Annotated in this window: 25 protein-coding genes; 11 read left to right on the plus strand and 14 right to left on the minus strand. The window is 51.8% G+C overall.

Annotated features, from left to right (window positions below; translation table 11 throughout):
* Positions 1–12: 12 nt before the first annotated feature.
* Both rpoZ and gmk read right to left on the minus strand, forming a co-directional pair.
* Positions 13–288, minus strand: a complete 276-nt coding sequence (gene rpoZ, locus SP99_RS00380; protein ID WP_000135058.1) for a DNA-directed RNA polymerase subunit omega — start codon at positions 286–288, stop codon at positions 13–15.
* Between the two features lie 54 nt (positions 289–342).
* On the minus strand, positions 343–966 hold the full coding sequence (gene gmk / locus SP99_RS00385) for a guanylate kinase (protein ID WP_025757029.1): 624 nt from the start codon (positions 964–966) through the stop codon (positions 343–345).
* 251 nt (positions 967–1,217) lie between these two features.
* Here gmk and ligB point away from each other — a divergent pair, with 251 nt between their 5' ends.
* Positions 1,218–2,888 (plus strand): NAD-dependent DNA ligase LigB, encoded by a 1,671-nt coding sequence (ligB, locus tag SP99_RS00390; RefSeq protein WP_047957438.1) that lies wholly within the window; start codon positions 1,218–1,220, stop codon positions 2,886–2,888.
* Here ligB and SP99_RS00395 read toward each other — a convergent pair.
* From SP99_RS00395 to SP99_RS00405, 3 genes are all read right to left on the minus strand, one after another.
* Positions 2,885–4,537: a phosphoethanolamine transferase gene (locus SP99_RS00395; RefSeq protein ID WP_047957439.1), complete on the minus strand. Its 1,653-nt coding sequence runs from the start codon at positions 4,535–4,537 to the stop codon at positions 2,885–2,887. The genes ligB and SP99_RS00395 overlap by 4 nt on opposite strands.
* A gap of 111 nt (positions 4,538–4,648) precedes the next feature.
* Positions 4,649–5,266 carry a trimeric intracellular cation channel family protein gene (locus SP99_RS00400; RefSeq protein WP_047957440.1) on the minus strand — a complete coding sequence of 206 codons (618 nt, stop codon included), beginning with the start codon at positions 5,264–5,266 and terminating at the stop codon, positions 4,649–4,651.
* Positions 5,267–5,434: 168 nt separating this feature from the next.
* Entirely contained in the window at positions 5,435–7,366 is a 1,932-nt protein-coding gene (locus SP99_RS00405; RefSeq protein ID WP_047957441.1) for an acyltransferase family protein, read from the minus strand.
* A 580-nt stretch (positions 7,367–7,946) separates the two neighbouring features.
* Here SP99_RS00405 and SP99_RS00410 point away from each other — a divergent pair.
* The 4 genes from SP99_RS00410 to SP99_RS00420 all read left to right on the plus strand — a co-directional run bounded on the left by SP99_RS00410 (position 7,947) and on the right by SP99_RS00420 (position 11,263).
* Positions 7,947–8,777, plus strand: a complete 831-nt coding sequence (locus tag SP99_RS00410) for a hypothetical protein (protein WP_047957442.1) — start codon at positions 7,947–7,949, stop codon at positions 8,775–8,777.
* A gap of 252 nt (positions 8,778–9,029) precedes the next feature.
* The gene (locus SP99_RS00415) at positions 9,030–10,046 is read left to right on the plus strand and encodes a hypothetical protein (protein ID WP_047957443.1); all 1,017 of its coding nucleotides are present in this window, start codon (positions 9,030–9,032) and stop codon (positions 10,044–10,046) included.
* A gap of 308 nt (positions 10,047–10,354) precedes the next feature.
* Positions 10,355–10,429: a hypothetical protein gene (locus tag SP99_RS25265; RefSeq protein ID WP_395306670.1), complete on the plus strand. Its 75-nt coding sequence runs from the start codon at positions 10,355–10,357 to the stop codon at positions 10,427–10,429.
* A gap of 18 nt (positions 10,430–10,447) precedes the next feature.
* Positions 10,448–11,263 (plus strand): DUF4225 domain-containing protein, encoded by an 816-nt coding sequence (locus SP99_RS00420; RefSeq protein WP_047957444.1) that lies wholly within the window; start codon positions 10,448–10,450, stop codon positions 11,261–11,263.
* On the opposite strand, the gene SP99_RS00425 is transcribed toward SP99_RS00420, so the two are convergent.
* Positions 11,241–11,570, minus strand: a complete 330-nt coding sequence (locus tag SP99_RS00425) for a hypothetical protein (RefSeq protein ID WP_047957445.1) — start codon at positions 11,568–11,570, stop codon at positions 11,241–11,243. The genes SP99_RS00420 and SP99_RS00425 overlap by 23 nt on opposite strands.
* 311 nt (positions 11,571–11,881) lie before the next feature.
* Positions 11,882–12,745, minus strand: coding sequence for a YicC/YloC family endoribonuclease (locus SP99_RS00430; RefSeq protein ID WP_014830145.1), 864 nt, complete (start codon positions 12,743–12,745; stop codon positions 11,882–11,884).
* Between the two features lie 125 nt (positions 12,746–12,870).
* On the opposite strand from SP99_RS00430, the gene rph reads away from it, so the two are divergent.
* Positions 12,871–13,587 carry a ribonuclease PH gene (gene rph, locus SP99_RS00435; RefSeq protein ID WP_013094888.1) on the plus strand — a complete coding sequence of 239 codons (717 nt, stop codon included), beginning with the start codon at positions 12,871–12,873 and terminating at the stop codon, positions 13,585–13,587.
* Positions 13,588–13,654: 67 nt separating this feature from the next.
* Positions 13,655–14,296 carry an orotate phosphoribosyltransferase gene (gene pyrE / locus SP99_RS00440; RefSeq protein WP_025758463.1) on the plus strand — a complete coding sequence of 214 codons (642 nt, stop codon included), beginning with the start codon at positions 13,655–13,657 and terminating at the stop codon, positions 14,294–14,296.
* Between the two features lie 81 nt (positions 14,297–14,377).
* On the opposite strand, the gene slmA is transcribed toward pyrE, so the two are convergent.
* From slmA to coaBC, 3 genes are all read right to left on the minus strand, one after another.
* A complete protein-coding gene (slmA, locus tag SP99_RS00445) occupies positions 14,378–14,974 on the minus strand; it encodes a nucleoid occlusion factor SlmA (protein WP_047957446.1) in 597 nt (198 codons plus the stop codon).
* Positions 14,975–15,094: 120 nt separating this feature from the next.
* The gene (gene dut / locus SP99_RS00450; protein WP_008502691.1) at positions 15,095–15,553 is read right to left on the minus strand and encodes a dUTP diphosphatase; all 459 of its coding nucleotides are present in this window, start codon (positions 15,551–15,553) and stop codon (positions 15,095–15,097) included.
* Positions 15,531–16,742 carry a bifunctional phosphopantothenoylcysteine decarboxylase/phosphopantothenate--cysteine ligase CoaBC gene (coaBC, locus tag SP99_RS00455; protein WP_095441480.1) on the minus strand — a complete coding sequence of 404 codons (1,212 nt, stop codon included), beginning with the start codon at positions 16,740–16,742 and terminating at the stop codon, positions 15,531–15,533. Before coaBC ends, dut begins: the two co-directional genes overlap by 23 nt.
* Before the next feature lie 171 nt (positions 16,743–16,913).
* Here coaBC and radC point away from each other — a divergent pair, with 171 nt between their 5' ends.
* The 4 genes from radC to mutM all read left to right on the plus strand — a co-directional run bounded on the left by radC (position 16,914) and on the right by mutM (position 19,109).
* Positions 16,914–17,582 (plus strand): RadC family protein, encoded by a 669-nt coding sequence (gene radC, locus SP99_RS00460; protein WP_047957448.1) that lies wholly within the window; start codon positions 16,914–16,916, stop codon positions 17,580–17,582.
* A 218-nt stretch (positions 17,583–17,800) separates the two neighbouring features.
* A complete protein-coding gene (rpmB, locus tag SP99_RS00465; RefSeq protein ID WP_002436699.1) occupies positions 17,801–18,037 on the plus strand; it encodes a 50S ribosomal protein L28 in 237 nt (78 codons plus the stop codon).
* 22 nt (positions 18,038–18,059) lie between these two features.
* Complete coding sequence (gene rpmG / locus SP99_RS00470) at positions 18,060–18,227, plus strand: 50S ribosomal protein L33 (RefSeq protein WP_003024094.1); 168 nt, start codon at positions 18,060–18,062, stop codon at positions 18,225–18,227.
* 72 nt (positions 18,228–18,299) lie between these two features.
* Positions 18,300–19,109: a bifunctional DNA-formamidopyrimidine glycosylase/DNA-(apurinic or apyrimidinic site) lyase gene (gene mutM, locus SP99_RS00475; protein WP_023309890.1), complete on the plus strand. Its 810-nt coding sequence runs from the start codon at positions 18,300–18,302 to the stop codon at positions 19,107–19,109.
* A 2-nt stretch (positions 19,110–19,111) separates the two neighbouring features.
* On the opposite strand, the gene coaD is transcribed toward mutM, so the two are convergent.
* The 4 genes from coaD to SP99_RS00495 form a co-directional block, all read right to left on the minus strand.
* Entirely contained in the window at positions 19,112–19,591 is a 480-nt protein-coding gene (gene coaD, locus SP99_RS00480) for a pantetheine-phosphate adenylyltransferase (protein WP_025758454.1), read from the minus strand.
* 3 nt (positions 19,592–19,594) lie between these two features.
* Complete coding sequence (locus SP99_RS00485; protein WP_047957449.1) at positions 19,595–20,365, minus strand: glycosyltransferase family 2 protein; 771 nt, start codon at positions 20,363–20,365, stop codon at positions 19,595–19,597.
* Positions 20,365–21,639 (minus strand): lipid IV(A) 3-deoxy-D-manno-octulosonic acid transferase, encoded by a 1,275-nt coding sequence (gene waaA / locus SP99_RS00490; RefSeq protein WP_025758451.1) that lies wholly within the window; start codon positions 21,637–21,639, stop codon positions 20,365–20,367. The genes SP99_RS00485 and waaA overlap by 1 nt, the downstream gene beginning before the upstream one ends.
* A 156-nt stretch (positions 21,640–21,795) precedes the next feature.
* Positions 21,796–23,430, minus strand: coding sequence for a sulfatase-like hydrolase/transferase (locus SP99_RS00495; protein WP_047957450.1), 1,635 nt, complete (start codon positions 23,428–23,430; stop codon positions 21,796–21,798).
* Positions 23,431–23,436: the final 6 nt, after the last annotated feature.

Consider the following 23,436-nt stretch of genomic DNA (forward strand, 5'->3'; position numbering starts at 1 on the left):
CCGCAGGTTTAATTAACGACGACCTTCAGCAATAGCGGTTACGGCCTGCAGTTCTGCGGCTTCCTGCTCTTGCTGCTCCTGGCGCTCACGCACGTCGAGGATCTGGTTGTTAATCAGACCTTCTTCGATTTCGCGAAGTGCAATAACGGTGGTTTTATCGTTTTCTTCCGGTACCAGCGGATCTTTACCGCCTACCTGCATCTGACGAGCGCGACGCGCGGCGACCAGCACCAGGTCAAAACGGTTACCAATTTTCTCTACAGCGTCCTGAACAGTTACGCGTGCCATACTTAAAATGCTCCACAGGTGAAGAAATGACTGGGCATGATACTGAAAGTGGGTTCAGTCTGCCAACAGTTTGGTGATTAATGCGTCATGTCGCTGCTTCTGGCGGCTCATACGCAGACGTTCTGCGCGAAGGATGGTTTTGAGATCGCTCAGTGCAGCATCAAAATCATCATTCACAATAAGGTAATCATATTCCGCGTAATGGCTCATTTCTGCAACAGCCTGTTCCATACGCTTTGCGATCACCTCTTCGCTGTCCTGACCGCGGCCACGCAGGCGGCGATCCAGCTCATCTTTCGATGGCGGTAAAATAAAGATACTGCGCGAGTCAGGCATTTTCTTGCGAATCTGCTGCGCGCCCTGCCAGTCGATATCCAGGAACACATTCACGCCCGTGGCCAGAACCTGCTCAATGGTTTCACGCGAAGTGCCGTAGTAATTACCGAACACTTCAGCATGTTCAAGAAACGCGTCTCTGCCGATCATCGCTCTGAACTCGTCGTGATCTACAAAGAAATAGTGTTCACCGTGCACTTCACCCGGACGCGGTTTACGCGTGGTGTGAGAAACAGAAACCTGTGTGTCGTACAACGGTTGGGTTTTTAACAGTGCCTGAATAAGGCTGGATTTACCCGCGCCACTAGGGGCAGAAACAATATAAAGCGTGCCTTGAGCCATGAGAGTCTTTTGTATGTGTTAGCGAAGAAGTCCTACATACGGGCTTATTATACACGTCACCGCCGTGTGACGTAGCCTTTGTCACACTTTTTCCCCTGGATTATTGAATTTTGCGTGCCGTTTTCAGGTTTTATTTGTGGTTTTCAGCAACAAAAAGAAAGACCGGATAGCGCCTCGCACAGTGAAACAAGGTGGTTAGCGTTGTTTTAGCCATCGCGGTATACCTCCTGCAACGTAAAGGAGGGATAGCGATGTGGCAATTGATAAGCGGGTTAATGCTGTTGTGGTGTGGCTATGGCGCGGCGGTGTGCCCGGTGTGGTCGCAGGCAAAAGCGGAAAAAGAGATCGCGTCGTTAAGCGCACAAATCAAACGCTGGGATGACGCTTACTGGAAGCAGGGCGTGAGCGAGGTTAATGACGACGTTTATGACCAGCTGAACGCCCGCTTAACCCAGTGGCAGCGCTGTTTTGGCAACGATATTTCTGCAAACACCCTTCCTGCGCTGACGGGAAGCGTGACACATCCTGTTGCGCATACGGGGGTTCGTAAAGTTGCCAGCAAAGACGCGCTGGCTCAGTGGATGCACGGCCGAACCTCTCTCTGGATGCAGCCAAAAGTCGACGGCGTGGCGGTGACGCTGGTGTATCGCAACGGAATCCTCGCTCAGGCCATCAGCCGTGGCAATGGACTTAAAGGTGAGGACTGGACGGCACAAGTGCGTTTGATCCCGTCCGTGCCTAAGCACGTATCCGGCGAGCTGGCAAACAGCGTCTTACAGGGGGAGCTTTTCTGGTTGCGTGAGGGCCATGTTCAGCGGCAGATGGGCGGAATGAATGCCCGTGCAAAGGTAGCGGGCGCGATGATGCGACAAAAGGACAAAGCGCCTCTGAACCAGATTGGCATTTTTATCTGGGCCTGGCCGGACGGGCCGCAGATGATGCAGAACGCGCTGACAGCGCTGTCGCAGGCAGGATTTACCCTGACGGCGCGCTACACGGTGCCCGTACAGACGGTTGAAGCTGTTGAAAAACAGCGTCTGGCCTGGCAAAACGCGGCATTACCCTTTGCCACGGACGGCATTGTGGTGCGGTCTTCGGATGTTCCCCCTGGCGATAGCTGGCTACCCGGTGAAGGCAGCTGGGTTGTGGCATGGAAGTATTCCCCTGCCGCCCAGGTAGCGGAAGTGAAAGATATTCGTTTTACCGTTGGGCGAACGGGCAAAATTTCCGTAGTGGCAACGCTGGAAGCGGTGCAACTGGATGATAAGCAGGTGCAGCGGGTGAGTCTGGGATCGGTCGCGCGCTGGCAAAGGCTGGATATTGCTCCCGGCGATCAAATACAGGTGAGCCTTGCCGGGCAGGGGATCCCCAGGTTTGATAAGGTTGTCTGGCGTGGGACGGACCGACAAAAGCCGGAACCGCCCGCCACGCGCTTTCATTCCCTGAGCTGCTTTTATGCTTCGCCTGAATGTATGGAGCAGTTCTTTGCCAGGCTGACATGGCTTAGTTCAAAGCAGGTGTTAAACATTGAAGGGTTAGGCGAGTCAGGCTGGCGCACACTCTGGCAGGCGCATCAATTTGAGCATCTTTTTTCATGGCTGTTATTAACTCAGGCGCAACTGCAGGCTACACCAGGGTTTTCCTCAGCGCGCGGGCTGGCGCTCTGGCATCAGTTTAATCTGGTGCGTGAGCAGCCGTTTATCCGCTGGCTCATGGCGTTGGGTGTTCCGTTGACGCAGGCTTCGCTGAAGGCAATGGGGGACGTAACGTGGCAAAAGTTGAGCGGACGTAACGCAAAGGACTGGCAAACCTTGCCGGGAACAGGCGAGGAGAAGGCGAGAAAAATTGTCGCATTCATTCACGACCCTGGCGTTGCTGGCCTGGCTTCGTGGCTCGGCCAGCAGGGCGTACCAGGATTTTAGAGCGAGCTTGCTTTAGCTTTGCGCCAGGGGGTATGTCTGTCTGGCGAACTGAAGGTATCGCGAAGCTGATCGTAGTCATAGATGTGGCGGCCGCCATCTATCACCGGAATCAGTGTGGGAGCCTGATAGCATGCTTCAAGCACTGAACTGCACTGATCAACACCCGTTGTGATGCCAAGCCACGTTAACATCAACTCATAATTGCTTGCTGTAGGCCACAGTTCATGGACCCATCCCACTGCTCTTTTTTGGGCATTCAGGGCTTGCTGGCTGTACCAGATAAACTGGGGGACCTGGTAAGCCTCTTTGCTTGGGTTGCGTGAGCCATGCATATAGAGGGAATTGAGCTGCGGGTTTTTTTCCAGCCCATGGTCTGAAAAATAGAGCAGAGAGGACGCGCTTCCCTGCAGACGTTTAACCACTTCGCCAATGAAAGCGTCGGTGAACAGAATCGCGTTATTGTAGCAATCTTCATATTTGTTGCCGGTATGCAGAATATTTGCGGATGCGGGATACCGATCGCAGGCCATTTCATGGCTACCGTTAATATGCAGGAAAATTAATTTTTTGCCGGGGGTTTTAAGCGCCTCATCCAGAGCAGGTAAAAGCTCGGTGTCATAACGCGTGTCAATCCACTGGGCTTTCTGGCTGACAGAGGCAATCGCCACAATGTAATTGTTGCTTTTGCCAGTATTACCCTGGGCGCTAATCCATTCGGTGTGATAGCCCGTTTTTTTAGCAACGCTAACGATATTGTCAGCAAGCTTATCGGCGGTGAAGTGGTCCGGATCCGCTTTACTTAATATCATCGGCACGGAAAGAACGGTGGCTGACGCAGGGGCAATAGCATTGCTAAAAATGAGGGCGTCCTTCGCCAGACCGGCTTCCACAGGCGTGGTATCCTGGTTAAATCCGTAGAGCTGCATATTGCTGCGACGCGCGGATTCACCCACGATAACAACGTAGTTTTCGATGCCCGTGTCCTGATACTGCAAGGCAGGATAATTGACGCTGTGCTGACTAATTTTCTGCGCCAGCGCGTTATCACGATGGGCAATAATAAACTCTGCACCCGTGTAAAACGGCGTATTGGTTAAAATTCGGGAGCTTAGCGGATAATAAACTTCAAGGTCGTGGCGTTTTTTTAGCCAGTTTGCCGTTGAGTACCAGCCTAAATAAACGGCAAGCAGAACGAAGCCGATAACTTTCACCCGGTAAGAAGCATGCTCGCTAGCGGATTTGATTGTATACCAGGTGACAATAAAGTAAGCCGCCACGGCGGGTAAACAGTTCAGGAATAAACCCGACATGCTTTTCACTTCGGCGACGTGAGTACCGAGAATGCTCATCGCAAAGACGGTATTAAATTCGCTCTGGTAGACGCTCCATGTACTGTAGGCAATCGCAAAATTCAACGTGAGCAGGGTAGTTAAAACGAATGCGACGATCTTACCGGGAAGCGAGCGATAGACAGCAGCGGCGCAAACCAGTAACAACGCATTACAAATCGCGATGCGCACTGCGAACCGGGCCGGTTGCGTTAAAAATACTGGCCATAATTGAATCAGCACGGAAACGAGCAGCAAAATCAAAAAATGGCTGCTTAGTTTTTTATTAATAATCAGTGCTGACGTTTTGGCAAAAGACATTGTTTAACGCAAATCATTGGGGCAAAGGTGCGATAGTTTATCGCGTTTACCCCGGTAATATGAGATGACAAAAAGTGCTTTTTACTACTTTGTTGTGGTTTTGTTGAGAATTCAATGGGTGTCTTGCGTGTAATGAAAAACAGGCAATCCCAGCTTTAAGCGCAGCGCCAGCAAGCGGGCCGTAAAGCCAAATAATAACGTGGCAATGACCACAACATCATGGTTCGAAACATAATGTTGTAAAGCGATATACAGAACGGCAGAGGCAAAGGATATTCCGGCGTAAAGCTCTTTCTGAAAAACCAGCGGAATACGCTTGCAGAACATATCGCGCAGTACGCCGCCAAATACACCCGTTACGACCGCGGCGATAGTGGCAATGACCGGGCTTTCACCCATATCCAGCGCGATTTGCGCCCCGATAATGGAGAAAACCACCAGACCCAAAGCATCGAGGACTAAAAACAGACGGCGAAGATGGGGCATAACCGGCGCAACGATGGTGGTCAGCACGGCGGCAATCGCGACAATAACAATGTATTCAGGGTTTTTTACCCAGCCAAGCGGATAATGTCCCAGCAGGATATCGCGTACCGATCCGCCTCCCAGGGCTGTGGCGGTAGCAATAATGATCACCCCAAACGTATCCATACGACGGCGACCAGCGGCAAGTGCCCCAGTCATGGCTTCAGCCGTGATCCCAACGAGATAAAGAATATGTAGCAGCATGTCTTCCCCCAGCATGTAGGGCGGCAGAGTAGCGTTTTGTGCAGCAGGTCACTATTTAGTTTTTTTTGTGTGAGCAAGCAAGGCCTACTTATTCTAATCCTAAAGCAGGCTTTTTTGCCGTTTTCTGGGCGTTATTTTGTGTGTTTACAGATTACTTTTTCTCATGAGTCAGGGGCGTTGAGTGAAAATCTGACGAAACATTGGCACAAGCGCTTTATTGCCCGTCTCGCTGAGATGGTTATCGTCGAAATAGTGCGGTTCAAGGTTTTTACTTCCCATACACCGCCCAGCGCTGCACAGATAAGGCGTAGGGTCCAGTACCCTCACGCCGCAGGTTTTTGCTGCCTGAGTTTGCGCATGCAGTATTGCGCTGTTTCGACTTTGATACTCCGCCAGAGGAATGGAGATATCCTGCGCTTTTTTAGACGTCATTAAGCGATGGGAGAGCGTACGAGGCACGTTTACATCCATTTCGGGAACAGGATTGACCAGCACCACCGGATGTTCGCGATTAAGCGTACAGGCCATCTTTACGATGGAGTCCGCATACTGCTGTAAATAGTCTTTATCGTCCAGGGAGCCTGTGTTGAATTTCACCTGCTTTTTCTCAGCATAGTGAGTCAGGCGGTTAACAATGACAACCGGGACGTTGGCCGGGTAGGCTTTTAATTTTTCACTCAGCGAACGGTTAAATTTGCCACAGCGTTTACTTTCAAGCAGCGTGGCATCTGCCAGCGTAGGGCAACCGGAATAGGTTATGCCGACCACAGAACCACGATCTGCGGCGGCTGCAGCGAGGGCAGTGGCCGCGGCTTCGGCGTGGCTGTCGCCAATAATGATGGCTGCCGGTGTTCCGGTACCGTAAAAACTCATGTGCGTTTTTGGGTCGGCGGCATAGTTTTTATTGTTCGCTTCGGCGGCTATACGATCGACCTGCGCATCAGGACGGCTGGCAATCATGTCGTTTTTAACCAGATAACTATATCCCCAGGCTGCCCCGACACTGCTAAACAGAATTATCCAGAATGCGGCAATGCTTCGCTGGCTTAAAAAGCGTTTGGCGGGTTGCTCAATCAATACCCATGAGATCCATCCGAGTAAAAAAGAGAGGGCAATGGCACCGACCACCCAGAGTCCGTTGTGCTGCTGCCCGGCATAAATGAGATACACCGCAACAGGCCAGTGCCACAAATAGACTGAATAAGAACTTAAACCCACCCAGCGAAGATTGCGGTCTGCAAGGCTAATCAGTGAGCTGTCGTTGCTGTAGATGACCAGCATGGTACCGAGGATGGGCAGCAGGGTTAGTCCGCCAGGCCAGGCGTTTTCAGCGCTAATACAAAAAACAGAAGCCGCGATGAGCGTATATCCCAGCAGCGTCGTTATTGTGCGCAATGCACTGGGGAGGATTAAACGGTTTGCCCCATACCAGACGAGGCCGCCGCAGAGCATTTCCCAGGCGCGATAGGGCATCAGATAAAACCGGGTAGCGTCATTCACTGTGGCACTCATGCTGAACCAAAATGCGCCCAGCGTGAGTACCAGCAGGCATAAGCCGGTATTAACCCATTTTCTGAACGGATATAACGCCATAATGATAAAGGGTAATACCAGATAAAACTGCCATTCAACCGAGAGTGACCATGTATGCAGAAACCAGTTTTCATGCGAGTCGGTGGCAAAATAATCCCCGGACTCTTTTTTTAACTTTATATTGGATATAAAAATAACAATATAGCCAATATAATTTCCGAGTTTTCGGTATTCATTTGTCGGAAGCCAGAATAAGGTCGCCAGCGCCATGATAATACACAGCATAAGCAATGCAGGGATGATGCGTTTAGAACGCGCAGCGTAAAATTCTATAAGATTAAACGAACGCTTTTCGAGGCCGGTGGATATAATTTTTGTCATCAGAAAACCAGAGATCACAAAGAAGATATCCACGCCAACAAACCCGCCTGGGAGCAGAGCAGGCGCGAAGTGGTAAAGCACCACGGAAAGAATGGCAACGCCACGCAGCAGGTTGATATCCTGGCGGAATTCGCGGTCAACGGTGAGGCTTTTGCTTTCCTCTAATGTTAAGTTGATGTTTGCCATTCACTTTTCCGATCGCTATTTTATCTTTTAATTAAAACGCCGGAGAGTGTATCAAAACTGATCAGTAATTTCTTATGTTCTGATGCCAAACGAAAAAGGCCACTGCATCCAGCGGCCTTTTAAACAGAGATGAGGAAGGTTACTCGATTGGATCTGAATGTTGAGTAGTGCTGTATATGCTTTGATTTACAAGTGTTTTCTCTAATCGTCTTTTCGATTAGCTACACCCTTAAGTACACCGTAAGCAGATGCTATGTTGTATATGCTGCTTAATTGCTCAACGCAGCGTGGCCACAGATTCCAGATCTCACGTTCATCGAAAAGCACTGTTTTATGTCTAGCAAGTAAGGCAGTCAAGCGTGAACGCCCTAACTGTTGTCTGAGACTGGCTTTCAGCGCTATTACGCTGGGTTCTTTTGGGTCAGCTAAGCAGGTATCGAAACCCGCCTGTGTGAGTAGGAACGGAGATTCGTTAAGCTACTTAACTTCAATAGATTTATACAATACGTAAGGATACGCAAAGCTTTTATTTCTCTCTGAAGAAAAGTGATAGCGTTAGAGCAAAACACAGGAGAGACAGATGAGTTTACCAATGCCGTGGAGTTTGGCTGGACGCCTCTTCAAATGGGGTTGGGAAAAGATCACACGATTATGGTTACTGAAAACCTATCAGAAATCGCATGAGTATAAATTCCGGCGCTATCATTTAGGCGCACACTGGAAACCACTTGGTGAGCATTTAGAGTACTCGGTGCGGCTTGCCCATTCAGCCGATCATGAGTCGGTTAAATCCCGCGTGGCGTTTCGGACAAAAGGGGCACTTGTGGAGAACCTCTCGCTTTATTTTGAGGCGTCAGGGCATGGTATCCGTTACCAGCAGAAAATTGAGCTGGCCAATCTGGACCAGTCTGTGCTGATTGTTAACCTAAACCAGATACCGCGTCAGGAACTCATGGAGGTTTCTGAACGCGGAATTTATTTTTCAATTACTGAAATAAAGTTTATTCAGTGCGTCATTACGCTACCAGGTGGCAAAAAACAACCATCTTTTAACTCGCAACGGTTTTCTCTGATGCATGGCTGGCTCTTAAGAGACACATGGGAAAGACGCTGGGGTGTGGTCTGGAATTGTAATGCAATTGAGGATGCAAAAACTGAAATGAAGTCGTTCTGGCGCTGGCGGCTGGGGGAATACCGCTATTTCTCGCTTAACTATCCGAGTTTTAGGCCCCTTACTTTGAATGGTATGTTTCGCAAAGGCCTGTGCAGACTGCTTATTAACCCCTATTTAATAACGCTGCAGTTCTGGCTGGCAATACACTCCGGGCGATATACTCTGGGCGACGGCAGGCTTATGTTTAGCCGTAAGAGAATTAAAAAAATGAAGTCACGCAAAATGGCAAGGCTCTGATTTTTGCTGTTGTGTTATAGTCTGGATGAACCTGAGTCGATCCTTGTTGAAGAAGATAAACGCTAAGCAACTTCCGCTCTTGGCACCAGAGAACTGACACTCTGGCTTATATCCGCTATGAGCGAGGAATGGACAGTTACACTCATCACCAACGCCAATAGCTTCATTACGAGTATAGAGCTGTATTAATCAATGGGGGAGGTCTACCCGGGATTTTCGACGTATGGATTTGATGCAGGTGTCAAAATTAAAATGAGCAGTGTAGAGAGAGACAAGTACCTTGGGTATAGTTTTGCGGTTGTGGCGATAGGTGTCATAATCACAACTACTTTCATAACCCCTAATCCTACATCTTACCAATATACAGTTTACCGAATAGTTCTGGCTCTAGCTGCTGGAGGTATTGGTTCAGTTCTGCCTGGTCTCTTGGAAGTAAAATTTAAAGGATGGTTAAGAGCATCTGGCGCAGCGGCATTTTTCGCTATAGTGTATTTCAAAAGCCCAGCTTTGCTTGAACAAAATCCCGAATCTGCAAGTAAACCTGTGCCGCCTACCGTGATTGATGCATATGCCGTTAATAGTTCCAATCGCGATAGATACCTCGAATTATTTCGAACAGGACAGTTTGGTCAGCGGGACAAGCTGCGCATCGGTTGTGTTGAGTGGAGTGAATCATCGTGCGTGGCTGCTGGTAATTTTTTGCGATTGTTAAGCGAAGCTGGCTGGGAAATCGATTCTGACGCTGTATTCAGAATGCAACCATCCGTGCCAGTTGAGGGCGTATCGATTGTAAGCCGCGGCGATGATCTGGTCGGTTTGCCGAAAGTACCACCCCACATGGGCCGCTGGAGTCGATCAGACTTTAGCTATGAAATTTTGACAGCGGCATTCAAATTGATGGGAGTTCCGGTTTATTTTTCCAGTGACCCAACATTACAACCAGGTACTACCGGAGTGTACTTTGGACCGAAACCGAAACTGGATGTACCAATCAAGCAAAAAGATGAGAATGCACGACGTGAGCTTCTCCGCTACGTCGGTTTGGGAATGGCTATTCAGCGAGCTTGCTCTCAGCAGTCCGTCGAAGTTTGCGCGGATGAGCTTTTTTCCTGGGAAACCTCTGTATCTTCGTTTCTAAGGCTGCAGCGATTCAACTCCGATGCCGTAAACAGATGGCTTGCCTTGCCGCATGCTAATGCGGCTGCGGTAACTGCAGACATGAAAATAAAGCTAGGTATGTTAATGCCAGTTGTACTGGGCATCGAATAACTTTACCTCATGTGAGGATGAATGAGCGTCTAGCGGGTCGCCTGGTCGTTAGCGCTTTCTTTTTGTGTAAGCCTGCGGAATCGAACTGGTGTTCTACGATGCATGGTTTGGCGAAGAGTCAGTATTGAAGCACTGGTATTGGACAATTAAAACCACGATTTGCTCATGCGTCGAAATTTAGACGCCTATTGGCTGCTGCAATGGCCTCGGGGACTCGGTTCGTCAGGAAGCCCCATCCAGAAGCAGCTTCGGCTATGTCTCTGATTTAGCAGGGACTACCTTTTAAGGCAGTATCAGAGAAAATAGGCATATCAAGACCAACATATTTTCGGCTGAAACGACGGTTTACAGCTGAAAATAAAGAGGTATTATCGGTGATGTAATATTCAGGGAGAACAAAAATGGATGCTGCATTACTTGATATGATGCACTCAGGCAGGAATAAGTACTGGGCGGAAACAATGGTTAATCTAGAGGCCAGAAAGCTTATCAATACAGCTAATACGCTGTCTGCTTTCCACCTGAGTGATAGCCTGACCCGAATGAAGTTTGTCCAAGAAATAAAAGAGTTTATTGAGCTGCAGTTCGCCACGGCCCGGAGCGCAAAATCTGATGAAGAGTGCATGGCCTGTATAAAAAATCTTAGGACAGAGACCGAAAACCTTGAAGAACAGGGGCGAATGCTACGTACGAAAGCTGCGAAGCTTTACGCCAAAGTGGAGTTCGTGCGGGAAAATAACAAAATTGTGGGTTACGTAATTTCTGCTGTGAACGTAGTGCTTTCGGGAGCAGAGATAGCTTTAGGAACAACGCTACTTGCCAGCGCTAATCCATTGGGTTTGTTGGCTGGAGCAATACTTGTTGTGGATGGATTTAATGGCCTAAGCAAAGAATTTAGCCATCAAGTGCTTCATGATTCTACATCTGAAGGGTTTGCTGCTAATGCAGCTATGGCTACGGCTGAATTTATGGGGTTTAGTTCTAAAAGTGGATTAGGCGTATATAAATCAATCTCACTTGTTGCTAATGCTTACAGCATTTTTGGTTTAATAAGGAAGCCTGGATCATGGAGACTGTTTCGCTACATACCAGTCGATTATTACAGAAAAGTCAGTACATTAAGCAGGCCAAAACTAACCATGAAAATAGTTGGATACGGCGTGAAGGCAAAAGTTATTTTTGATCTGATGACAATTACTGATCGCCCTCAATCCTAGACGCATATTGTTTATACCGCCAAGCTTTAAATGCGAGTTTGGCGGGCGCCAAATACCAGATAAAAGGTAATCCTACAATCAACGAAAAAGCCAGAGATAGTGTGTTATTTTTCGTTGATAAAAAAGATGTAAAAATCAGGATTATGAAAGCAACAATAGTTATCCACTTAGCTACATTAAATCGTTTTGCTAAATCTTGAATCACTTCATCAAGAGTTCCCCCGAAATCTTCCACATTGCTTTTAATTTTCTGAAGATCTGTATGGCTGAAGCCGGACTCTAGCAATGTCTTTTCGCTAACTTTCATGGTTCTTTATCCTTAAAACTCACCAGAACATCAAAGGTAAGTTTACCTGAAATCGGGCGATAAATCGCCACATACAACCTCAGTTTTTATATTGACCTTTTTGTATTTAAAACAATAACTTATGTAGTTGCAGTGGTTTTTACACAATTGGACGTTAAACCCCGTTACGTACTTGTGCATTTTATGCAACCCCATATCTTAAAGGTATCGCGATACAATATGAGACTATATAAAACAAAAAAGGCCATGATTTACAATGGCCTTTTTATCCTGACGAGACTTAGTGAGACAACGCGAGATCGCGTGAAACGTTACTCGATATTCTGAATCTGCTCGCGCATTTGCTCAATCAGTACCTTGAGCTCAATTGCTGAATTCGTCACCTCAGCATTGATCGACTTAGATGCCAGAGTGTTCGACTCGCGGTTGAACTCCTGCATCATAAAGTCGAGGCGGCGACCTACGGCTTCTTTCTTCTTCAGAATGTTGTAGGTCTCTTTAACGTGCGCTTCCAGACGATCCAGCTCTTCTGCGACGTCAACGCGCTGCGCCATCAGTACCAGCTCTTGTTCCAGGCGGTTGTTTTCCAGCTGAACTTCCGCTTCTTCCAGTTTGGCAACCAGGCGCTCGCGCTGCCACTGCAGCACTTCTGGCATATGCGTGCGCACTTTTGCCACTTCGGCGCTGACCCCTTCAAGGCGCTGCTCAATCATCGCTTTCAGCGCCTGGCCTTCGGTTTCACGGGCAACGATAAAGTCATCCAGCGTGCTGTCGAGGGCGGCAAGAATTTCAGCGGCAATCGCGTCCAGATCCTGCTCACCGGCGGCCATCACGCCAGGCCAGCGCAGAATATCAACCGGGTTGATTTCGCCTTCATCGCTCTGCATTTTGACCCAGTTCGCTGCATTGACGAGCTGTTTCGCCAGTTTTTCGTTAAGGATCAGTTCGCCCTGCGCGCTGGCATCAGGCTCAAAACGCAGATTACATTCCACTTTGCCGCGCGTCAGACGGGTACGGATACGCTCACGTACCACCGGCTCAAGGCTGCGGAACTGCTCCGGCATACGGAAATACGTTTCCAGGTAACGCTGGTTTACCGAGCGCATTTCCCATGTGGCGCTACCCCAGCTACCCTTGATTTCACGCCGGGCGTAGGCGGTCATACTGCGGATCATAGACATTCCCGTTTTTAAAGGAGAGATGGGGGGATTATAGCTTTCGGGGGCTTCTCAGGATAGGAATAAGCGTCCTTTATCCGTATAATGCGCAGCCACATTCGTTTCAAGCCGGAGAATTCATCATGCGTCCAGCAGGTCGTAGCGCCAATCAGGTGCGTCCCGTCACTCTGACCCGTAACTATACAAAACACGCTGAAGGCTCCGTTCTGGTTGAGTTTGGTGACACTAAAGTGCTGTGCACCGCCTCCATCGAAGAAGGCGTTCCGCGCTTCCTGAAAGGCCAGGGCCAGGGCTGGATCACGGCTGAATACGGCATGCTGCCGCGTGCGACCCATACCCGTAATGCCCGCGAAGCGGCAAAAGGTAAGCAGGGCGGTCGTACCATGGAAATTCAGCGTCTGATTGCGCGGGCGCTGCGCGCCGCTGTTGACCTGAAAACGCTGGGCGAATTCACCATCACGCTGGATTGCGACGTCATTCAGGCTGACGGTGGTACGCGTACCGCCTCCATTACCGGGGCCTGTGTAGCGCTGGCGGATGCTCTGAATAAACTGGTTGCGGCCGGCAAGCTGAAAACGAATCCAATGAAAGGCATGGTTGCGGCGGTCTCCGTGGGTATCGTTAACGGTGAAGCGCTGTGCGATCTGGAATATGTCGAAGACTCTGCCGCCGAGACCGATATGAACGTGGTCATGACCGAAGACGGTCGTATCATTGAGGTGCAGGGCACCGCAGAAGGCGAACCTTTCACCCACGAAGAACTTCTCACCTTGCTGGCTCTGGCCCGAGGGGGAATTGAATCTATTGTAACGACGCAGAAGGCGGCGTTAGAAAATTGATTTTAAAGGCGACTGATGAGTCGCCTTTTTTTTGCCTGTAAGACAGAAAAGACAAAGGAGCGAATCCATGAAACCGTATCAGCGCCAGTTTATTGAGTTTGCGCTTAACAAGCAGGTTCTTAAGTTTGGCGAGTTTACGCTGAAATCCGGGCGCAAGAGCCCCTATTTCTTCAATGCCGGGCTGTTTAATACCGGGCGCGATCTGGCATTGTTAGGCCGTTTCTATGCCGAAGCGCTGGTGGACTCCGGGATTGATTTTGACCTGCTGTTTGGCCCGGCCTATAAAGGCATTCCGATTGCGACCACCACCGCGGTAGCGCTGGCGGAACACCACGATCGCGACGTGCCGTACTGCTTTAACCGCAAAGAGGCCAAAACTCACGGTGAAGGCGGGAATCTGGTCGGCAGCGCGCTGCAGGGCCGCGTGATGCTGGTGGATGATGTGATCACCGCGGGCACGGCGATCCGTGAATCGATGGAGATTATTCAGGCTAACGGGGCGACGCTGGCTGGCGTGCTGATTTGTCTGGATCGTCAGGAGCGGGGTCGCGGCGAGATCTCCGCCATTCAGGAAGTGGAGCGTGATTATCATTGCTCAGTGACGTCAATCATCACCCTGAAAGACCTGATTGCGTACCTGGAAGAGAAGCCTGAGATGGCTGACCATCTGGCGGCGGTACGCGCATACCGGGAAGAGTTCGGAGTATAATTGTCTTGCCCGGTGGCGCCAGCTTTACCGGGCAATACAACCCCAGGCCGGATAAGGCGAAGCCGCCATCCGGCAACGATGTTACTGTAACTGAGCAGCCACTAGCGGCCAGCGGGCGTCAAAATCGTCCGTTGGGCTGTATTTGAACTCGCTGCGCACAAAGCGGGAGAGCATCCCTTCGCAAAACGCCAGGATCTGGCTCGCCAGTAGCGTTTCATCCGTGCTGTAACCTTCACCTTCACGCATTTTCTTCTCGCGCAGTACCTGGCGCAGTTGCGCTTCTATACGTTCGAAAAGCTGATTAATGCGGCCCTGCAGTCTGTCCTGCTCGAACATCAGCGCGTGGCCGGTCAGGATACGGGTTAAACCTGGATTGCGTTCACCAAAGCCCAGGATTAACAGCACAATCAGACGCAGACGCGCGGTGGTGTCTTTTTCGTCTTTCAGGATCAGGTTGATGCGTGTGATCAGGCTGTCTTCGATAAATTCGATCAGGCTGTCGAACATCCGGGTTTTGCTCGGAAAATGACGATACAGCGCCGCTTCAGACACGCCTACGGAGGCGGCCAGTTTGGCGGTGGTGATGCGTTGGCTACCATCGCTGGATTCAAGCATCAGCGCCAGAGATTGAAGTATTTCTTCGCGACGATTCCTTTTCGCGGTTTGTTTTTCTGCCATGTTACAAAATACCCCTGAAAATAAGCACTTGTCAGGCTGGCATCCACACAGCGACCGCAAACTGACGTTTGCGGTTTGTTATGACGTTATGGCGCTGTGAGATGCGTGTCTGTCGGGCGGTTATTTGCGCCCGGAATGGCCGAAGCCGCCTTCGCCACGGTCGGTGGCATCAAAGTCTGCCACCAGGTTAAATTCTGCCTGTACCACCGGTACAAAGACCATTTGCGCAATACGCTCACCCGGTTCAATGGTGAAACTGTCCTGACCACGGTTCCAGACGGAGACCATCAGTTGACCCTGGTAATCGGAGTCAATCAGGCCCACCAGGTTACCCAGCACGACGCCATGCTTATGGCCGAGGCCAGAACGCGGCAGGATCACCGCCGCCAGAGACGGGTCAGCAATGTGAATGGCCAGGCCAGTCGGCACCAGGGTGGTGGCACCCGGCGCCAGTTCTACGGCGTCATCGAGACAGGCGCGCAGGTCAAGTCCGGCAGAGCCGGAGGTGGCATAGGTTGGCAGCGGGAATTGCTCGCCAACACGCGGGTCCAGAATCTTAACGTCGATTTTTTTCATCATAACGGGTAACGATCTCGTCGAGTAATTGTTGGCCCAGGAGTTCCTTGCGCTCAAGCGGTAAGACTTTATCTCCATCCTGCCAGAAAAGGTGCAGTGCGTTGCTGTCGCTGTTAAATCCTTGTGTGGCCAGCGATACGTCGTTCGCGCAAATCAAATCGAGGTTTTTGCGGGTACGTTTTTGCCGGGCATATTCTTCCACATTATTTGTTTCTGCGGCAAACCCAACAACGTAAGGACGGTGGCTTTTTAGTGCGGCGACACCGGCAACGATGTCCGGGTTTTTCACCATTTTTAGTGTTAATTCATCACCTTGCTTTTTAATTTTCGCCTCGGCGATGGTCTCGGCGCGGTAATCTGCGACGGCCGCACAGCCGATAAATATTTGCTGGCTTTGCGCATGCGCCTGCACGGCGGCTTCCATCTCCAGTGCGGTGGTGACGTCAATTCGCGTGACAAACGCAGGCGTAGGCAGCGACACCGGGCCACTCACCAGCGTCACGTTCGCGCCGCGTTTTGCTGCCGCGGCCGCAATCGCAAAGCCCATTTTGCCGGAGCTGTGGTTGGTGATATAGCGCACGGGATCCAGCGGCTCACGCGTTGGGCCTGCGGTAATCATGATGTTGAGATGTTGCAGATCGTTGACAGGCGAAAAATGCGCGGCGGCCATATCGACAATGGTTAGCGGGTCAAGCATACGCCCTGGGCCAACGTCACCACAGGCCTGGCTGCCGCTGTCCGGCCCCCAGATCAGCAGGCCGCGCGAGGCCAGCGTCGCCAGATTATGCTGAGTCGCCGCGTTGCGGTACATCTGCTGGTTCATGGCAGGCACAACGGCAACAGGCGCAGGTGTGGCCAGACAAATGGTGGAGACCAGGTCGTTTGCCATACCGGCGGCCACCCGGGCGATTAAATCCGCGGTGGCGGGGGCAAGGATAACCAGGTCAGCCCATTTCCCGAGCTCAATATGGCCCATCGCGGCTTCAGCGGCCGGATCAAGCAGACTGTCTGACACCGGGTACCCTGAAACCGCCTGCAGGCTCAATGGAGTGATAAAGGCTTTACCGCCTTCGGTTATCGCGACCCGCACATCGGCCCCGCGCTCGCGCAGACGACGCACCAGCTCTGGCGCTTTATAGGCAGCAATACCGCCGCTCACGCCAAGAACGATTTTTTTACCGGCCAGGCTCATCATGATTCTTTCCTGTTGGGTTTCACCAGAGAGCGGGCATTTTATCACAATCCCTAAAACCGGGTGATGTTGTCCTTCGGGCTCTTTGCGAGGCGCTACGCAAGAACGCAACGTGGCCGTCGAGCGGCTGGCTGGCCTGTGGCAGCATGAGGTTAAAAAAGGAGAAAGAGCATGGAAGACGAGGATGAGCAGCTGCTGCCGCGCGAAAAGCTGCTGCGCAATGGCGTCACTCTGTTAAAAGACGATGAATTGCTGGCGCTCTTTTTACGTACCGGCACGCCCGGAAAAAACGTCTTTGCGCTGGCAAAAGAGCTGATCGCGCATTTTGGTTCACTGTATGGGCTGTTGACCGCCGATCTGGCGCAGTTTAAGCACGTCGAGGGGATCGGCGTGGCGAAATATGCCCAGTTACGGGGCATTGCCGAACTTGCTCGCCGTTTTCACAATGTTCGTATCGAGAAGGAAGAGCCGATCCTGACCCCCGTGATGACGCGCGAATTTCTGCAAAGCCAGTTAACGGATGCCGAACGTGAGATCTTTATGGTGATCTTTCTCGACAACAGAAACCGGGTGCTGAAACATAGCTGCCTGTTTGCGGGCACATTAAGCCACGTTGAGGTGCATCCGCGTGAAATTGTGCGGGAAGCGATAAAAGTGAATGCAGCGGGCGTGATCCTCGCGCATAATCACCCCTCTGGCTGTGCACAACCAAGCAGAGCTGACAAAGAGATCACCGAACGCATTATCAAATGCTGTCAATTCATGGACATTCGTGTGCTGGACCATCTGATAATTGGCCGCGGAGAGTACATTTCTTTTGCAGAACATGGCTGGATTTAGGCTATTTCTCGCGATCCATCGGGATCTTTGTCTGTTCGGGACTTGAGCACACCGCCGAGTCAGCGTATACTACGCCACCTTTGAGAATCTCGGGTTTGGCATTTGGGCCTGGCAATCGAGAGTTCACTTAGAACTATGCGATGACCGGGCTGTAAAGCCTGACGAGGCGCCGATACCCCATACGAAGCTCGAGCTAATTTGATTTTTGGAGAATAGACATGTCCCGAGTCTGCCAAGTTACTGGCAAGCGTCCGGTGACCGGTAACAACCGTTCCCACGCACTGAACGCGACTAAACGCCGTTTCCTGCCGAACCTGCACTCTCACCGTTTCTGGGTTGAGAGCGAGAAGCGTTTTGTCACCCTGCGCGTATCTGCTAAAGGTATGCGTGTAATCGATAAGAAAGGCATCGATACAGTTCTGTCTGAACTGCGTGCCCGTGGCGAAAAGTACTAAGTACTTAAAGAGGAAATAAATCATGGCTAAAGGTATTCGCGAGAAAATCAAGCTGGTTTCTTCTGCTGGTACAGGTCACTTCTACACCACCACGAAGAACAAACGTACTAAGCCGGAAAAACTGGAACTGAAAAAATTCGATCCAGTTGTACGCCAGCACGTACTGTACAAAGAAGCTAAAATCAAATAATTTTAGCCTCCTTGTATCGAAAAACCCCGCAACTGCGGGGTTTTTTGCATTCTGCATCTCAACGGAGGAACCATGCCTGAATTACCTGAGGTAGAGACCAGCCGCCGCGGCATTGAGCCCCATCTGGTCGGTGCGACGATTCTTCACGCCGTTGTCCGTAATGGACGTTTGCGCTGGCCGGTGTCCGATGAGATCCATGCCCTGAGCGATAAACCCGTCCTGAGCGTGCAGCGCCGGGCGAAATACCTGCTGCTGGAACTGCCCGACGGCTGGATTATTATCCATCTGGGAATGTCCGGCAGCCTGCGCATTCTTACCGAAGAACTGCCTGCGGAAAAGCACGATCACGTCGACCTGGTGATGAGCAACGGTAAAGTGCTCCGTTACACCGACCCACGGCGCTTTGGCGCGTGGCTGTGGACCAAAGAGCTGGAAGGGCATAACGTGCTCGCCCATCTGGGGCCAGAGCCGCTCTCAGACGCGTTTAACGCCGAATACCTGAAAGCGAAGTGCGCGAAGAAGAAAAGCCCGATTAAGCCCTGGCTGATGGATAACAAACTGGTGGTCGGCGTGGGGAATATCTATGCCAGCGAATCACTGTTTGCCGCCGGGATCCATCCCGATCGGCTGGCCTCTTCCCTCTCCGCTCAGGAGTGTGAACTGCTGGTCAGAGTGATTAAAGCGGTACTGCTGCGCTCGATTGAACAGGGCGGAACAACCCTGAAGGACTTCCTGCAAAGTGATGGCAAGCCAGGCTATTTTGCCCAGGAGCTGCAGGTGTATGGCCGTAAAGGTGAACCGTGCAGAGTCTGCGGCACGCCGGTGATTGCCACGAAGCACGCCCAGCGCGCCACGTTCTACTGCCGTCAGTGTCAGAAATAGCGCTACTTTAGCTTTTCCATCAATGCCTGGTGGACGTTATCCGGCAGGAAATGGGTCACATCGCCGTGATGACGCGCCACCTCTTTTACCAGCGTGGAAGAGATAAACGACCACTCTTTGGAGGGCATCAGGAATACGCTCTCCAGCTCCGGCATCAGATGGCGGTTCATGTGCGCCAGCTGCATCTCATACTCGAAGTCTGCCACCGCGCGCAGACCGCGGATAAGAATGTTTGCCTGCTGAGCGCGGGCGAAGTTCGCCATCAGATCGCTAAACCCGACCACTTCAACATTCGGCAGGTGCGAAATGGCGTCGGTAGCCAGCTGCACGCGCTCGTTCAAATCGAACATCGGTTTTTTGCTGGGGCTGGCGGCAATCGCCAGGATCACCTTGTCGAACATGCACGCCGCACGGGTGATGATATCAAGATGACCGTTAGTGATCGGATCGAAGGTACCCGGATAAATCGCTTTTGTGCTCATGGCTCACGTTTTCTCAGAGTAGCCGCGGCAGAGCGCCCACAGCTCGGTGTATTTGTTGAAAGTATACTGGGCATTCACCACCGCCAGTAACCACCCCTGTTTACCGTCCAGTATGCCGCCACGCAGCAATAGCGTCTTCAGAAACGCCCCCAGCGTGTGGGTGAAGATTCCGGTCAGCGTGGTCTTCTTACCGCGCTGGTGACGCTCCTGCGCCCATGCAGTGGCGTAGTTAAGCTGTTTACGCTGGAAGCTGGCGAAATCCCGACAGGTCAGGTGTAGCAGGTCGCCCGTCAGGGGGATCACCTGCGCGCTACCGCAGTCCAGAGATTCATGGACCAGGTTGTCGTTGTACTGGTAACGTTCGCGCTCGTAGAGGCGCATCACACGGTCTGGATACCAGCCGCTGTGGCGCATAAACCGGCCGAGGAAGTAGTTGCGGCGGGCAATGCTGTATACCGCGCCAGGCTGAGGCGAAGCAAGCACCGCCTGAATGGCATGCTGAAGTTCTGGCGTGACGCGCTCGTCAGTATCGAGCATCAGGACATAATCGCCCGTGGCGTATCCCTGCGCGCGCTGGCGCTGGATGCCATAGCCTTGCCAGTCCGTGTCGATAAAGACCCTGGCGCCCGCTGTCCGGGCAACGTCCACCGTATTATCCGTGCTGCCGGAATCGAGCACGACAATTTCGTCAGCCCAGGCGACGGAGGCCAGGCAGTCCGGAAGCAGGTCGGCGGCGTTTTTGGCGATCATCACGACCGACAGACGCGTTGACATTAGTGGCTCCGCTGAGGCAGATAAGGTTGCAGAAGTTGCAGCAGACGGGTGAGCGCGCCCTGGTTCTGATGCAGCACTTCGACGGCATGGCGACCGTACCACAGGCGGTAATCTTCGTCAGTCAGAAGGGTCGAGACCTCTTTGACCACGGAGTCCGCATCGGTCACGGTAATTAAACCCTCGGCCTGCTGCAATTTCGCGCAGATATCTTTGAAGTTAAACGTGTGCGGCCCCATCAGCACCGGAATGGCATGCGCTGCCGGCTCCAGCGGGTTATGGCCGCCGCGCGCCACCAGACTGCCGCCGACAAAGGCCAGATCGGCAATGCCGTAGAGCAGCATCAGCTCGCCCATCGTATCGCCAATCACCACCTGAGTGCTGCCGGAAGGGATCTCGCCGCTGCTGCGCAGGGTATAGCTGAAACCGCCTTTCTGCACCATTTCTCGGGCATCTTTAAAACGTTCGGGATGGCGTGGAACGAGGATCAGCAGTAAATCGGGGAATTTTTCCAGCAACTGACGATGAGCCTGCAGGATAATGGCCTCTTCGCCATCATGGGTGCTGGTTGCAATCCAGACCTGACGACGCGGCGCCCACTGGCGACGCAGGGTGATTGCACGAGCAGCAAGTTCAGGGGTAACAGAAATATCAAATTTCAGGCTGCCCGTTACCGCGAGCTGGTTGCGTTTGAGCCCCAGAGAGACAAAGCGGGCGGCGTCTTCTTCGTTTTGCGCGGCAATCAGCGTAATTTTACCGAGCAGGCGACGCATAAATTTACCCAGCTTGCCGTAGCCTTTCGCCGAGCGCTCTGACAGGCGCGCGTTGGCAATCACCAGGGGAATTTTACGGGCATGCAGGGCGGAAATCATGTTCGGCCACAGTTCGGTTTCCATCACGATCACCAGTTTCGGGCGAACGGTATTCAGGAAACGATTCATGGCGCAGGGCAGATCGTAAGGGAGATAGACGTGATGAACGTCTTTGCCAAAAGCGGATAACGCGCGCTCCGAGCCGGTCGGCGTCATCGTCGTGACGGTGATCGGCAACGACGGATAGCGGTGACGCAGGGCGCGAACCAGCGGGATCGCCGCCAGCGTTTCACCGACAGAAACGGAATGCAGCAAAATACCGTCCGGTGCGACTTTATTGCGGCAGAAGCCATAGCGCTCAGCCCAGCGTTTACGATACGCAGGCGCTTTACGGCTACGAAGCAACAGTCTCAGCCACACCAGCGGCTGAATGATGTAGAGCAGAGCGGTATACAACAATTCCAAGCGATTATCCGTTTTTTTAGTTTCGGCGGGCAAATTCTAAGCATTTGGGCCGTCTAAAGCTATCTCTTTGGTGTTTTTAGGCATCCATTTGCCTGCGTTACGTTCATTCGCAGATAAAAAAACGGGCAATCGCTTGCCCGTTTATGATGCTTCAGATTAACGCTCCGCTTCGGGAAGCGCATTCAGATGGTAGGTTACGCGCTCCGACAAGCCGCGGATATCACCGCCGGTGATGAAGAAGCTGTCATCTTTTTGGTTAGGGTTGCTGACGTCATAACCCAGCATCTTGTTGATAAGCGTCGCCACCTGGTAATGGTTCAGCGGCATTTGCGGGCTGATGTTCTTCATGGCGTACTCCGGATCGTTACTGAAGTACAGGAACGGTACCTGAGCAATCGGCATTTCCACCACGGAGTGACCGAACAAACCGTTATCGCCCACGCGTTCCCCGTGATCGGAGGTGATAAACACCAGGACCGGCAGTCTGGATTTCGCCATGGCCAAACGAATAGCGGATGCCAGTTCTTTATCGTACAGACGAACGGCGTCGTCATACTCATTTTTCTTCTGCGCCACATCATCACTCAGACGCGGCGTAGAGAACTTCGCGAAGCCCTGCGGGATATTACGCTCGTACGGGATATGTGGAGCACGGCTGTTGAGCACCATCAGGAACGGTTTGTTCCAGTCCAGCGTTGCTTTCTCAACGGATGGCGTCAGAACAACGTCCGCGCCGACATCCGGTGCCGGGCGGATCTGGGTATCTTCCCACAGATCAATATCATGAATACCAATCCAGTTGCTCAGCCCTTCCAGCCCCTGAGCAGAGATAAAGGCGGTCTGATAACCCTGTTTTTTCGCGTTGGCAAAGATATTGGTAGATTTAGATTTATAGGCCCCGTAGTTATCCGGTTCACGCAGGTTGTTCACCAGCATTGGAATGGCCACACGCGTGGACACCGCGTTGGAGACAATCAGTCGGCCTGTACCCTGATACTGCTGCAGCAGCGCTTTCAGCTCTGGCGTGGTATCTCGCTCGTAGCCCAGGGCGCTGACGTGGTGCGGGTTAAGGCTCTCACCAATCGCCAGAATAATGGAGTATTTACCGGCGTGCGTTCCCGCAACAGGGGTGACCTGGTAAGGGTCGTAATGGGTCAGATTCTGGTTTTCACCCGACATCGCTTCCGGGATCAGGCGAATAGCGCTGAAGCTCATCGCAGACAGGCCGTTACGCAGTAGGGAGTGGCGCAGGTCCGGGTTGAATTTGTACATCTGCCCGTCGACCGCTTTGTAGAACTGGCCGACAAACATCACGACGATGGCAAGCAGGCAAGGAAGCGCAATCCATTTGTGCCAAAGCGGCGCCAGACGACGCGCAAAGACCAGCGCAAAGACAATGGCCACAATCATGATGGCGAAGTAGATGCCCAGTGAACCCAGACTGTCTGTGATCCCGCTGGCAATGTCTTTTGTTTCCACGAACGCCAGCCAGACTTCACTTGGGCCATAGAACTGACCGTAGAACTGGTAGTACACCGCTTCAGAAATCTGCACGATAAACGTGACAGCCAGCAGCAGGCGAGTCAGGAAGAAACGCGCACTGGCAGCAGCCAGCAGAGAGATGATCAGATACAGTGAAATATCACCGGATTTCGGCTGATAGACATGATCTTTCAGCAGAATGATGATTTCTGAGAGCGAGAACAGCAGCAGGAATGCCAGCGTCAACCCCAGGGTACGCAACAGATTACTGCGTGGGGTGAACGAAGAGGATGAAGTTGTTTTAAACATGGAAGG

Origin of the sequence: Enterobacter sp. BIDMC92 (assembly GCF_001030225.1) — a bacterium.
GTDB classification, from domain to species: Bacteria; Pseudomonadota; Gammaproteobacteria; order Enterobacterales; family Enterobacteriaceae; genus Enterobacter; species Enterobacter sichuanensis.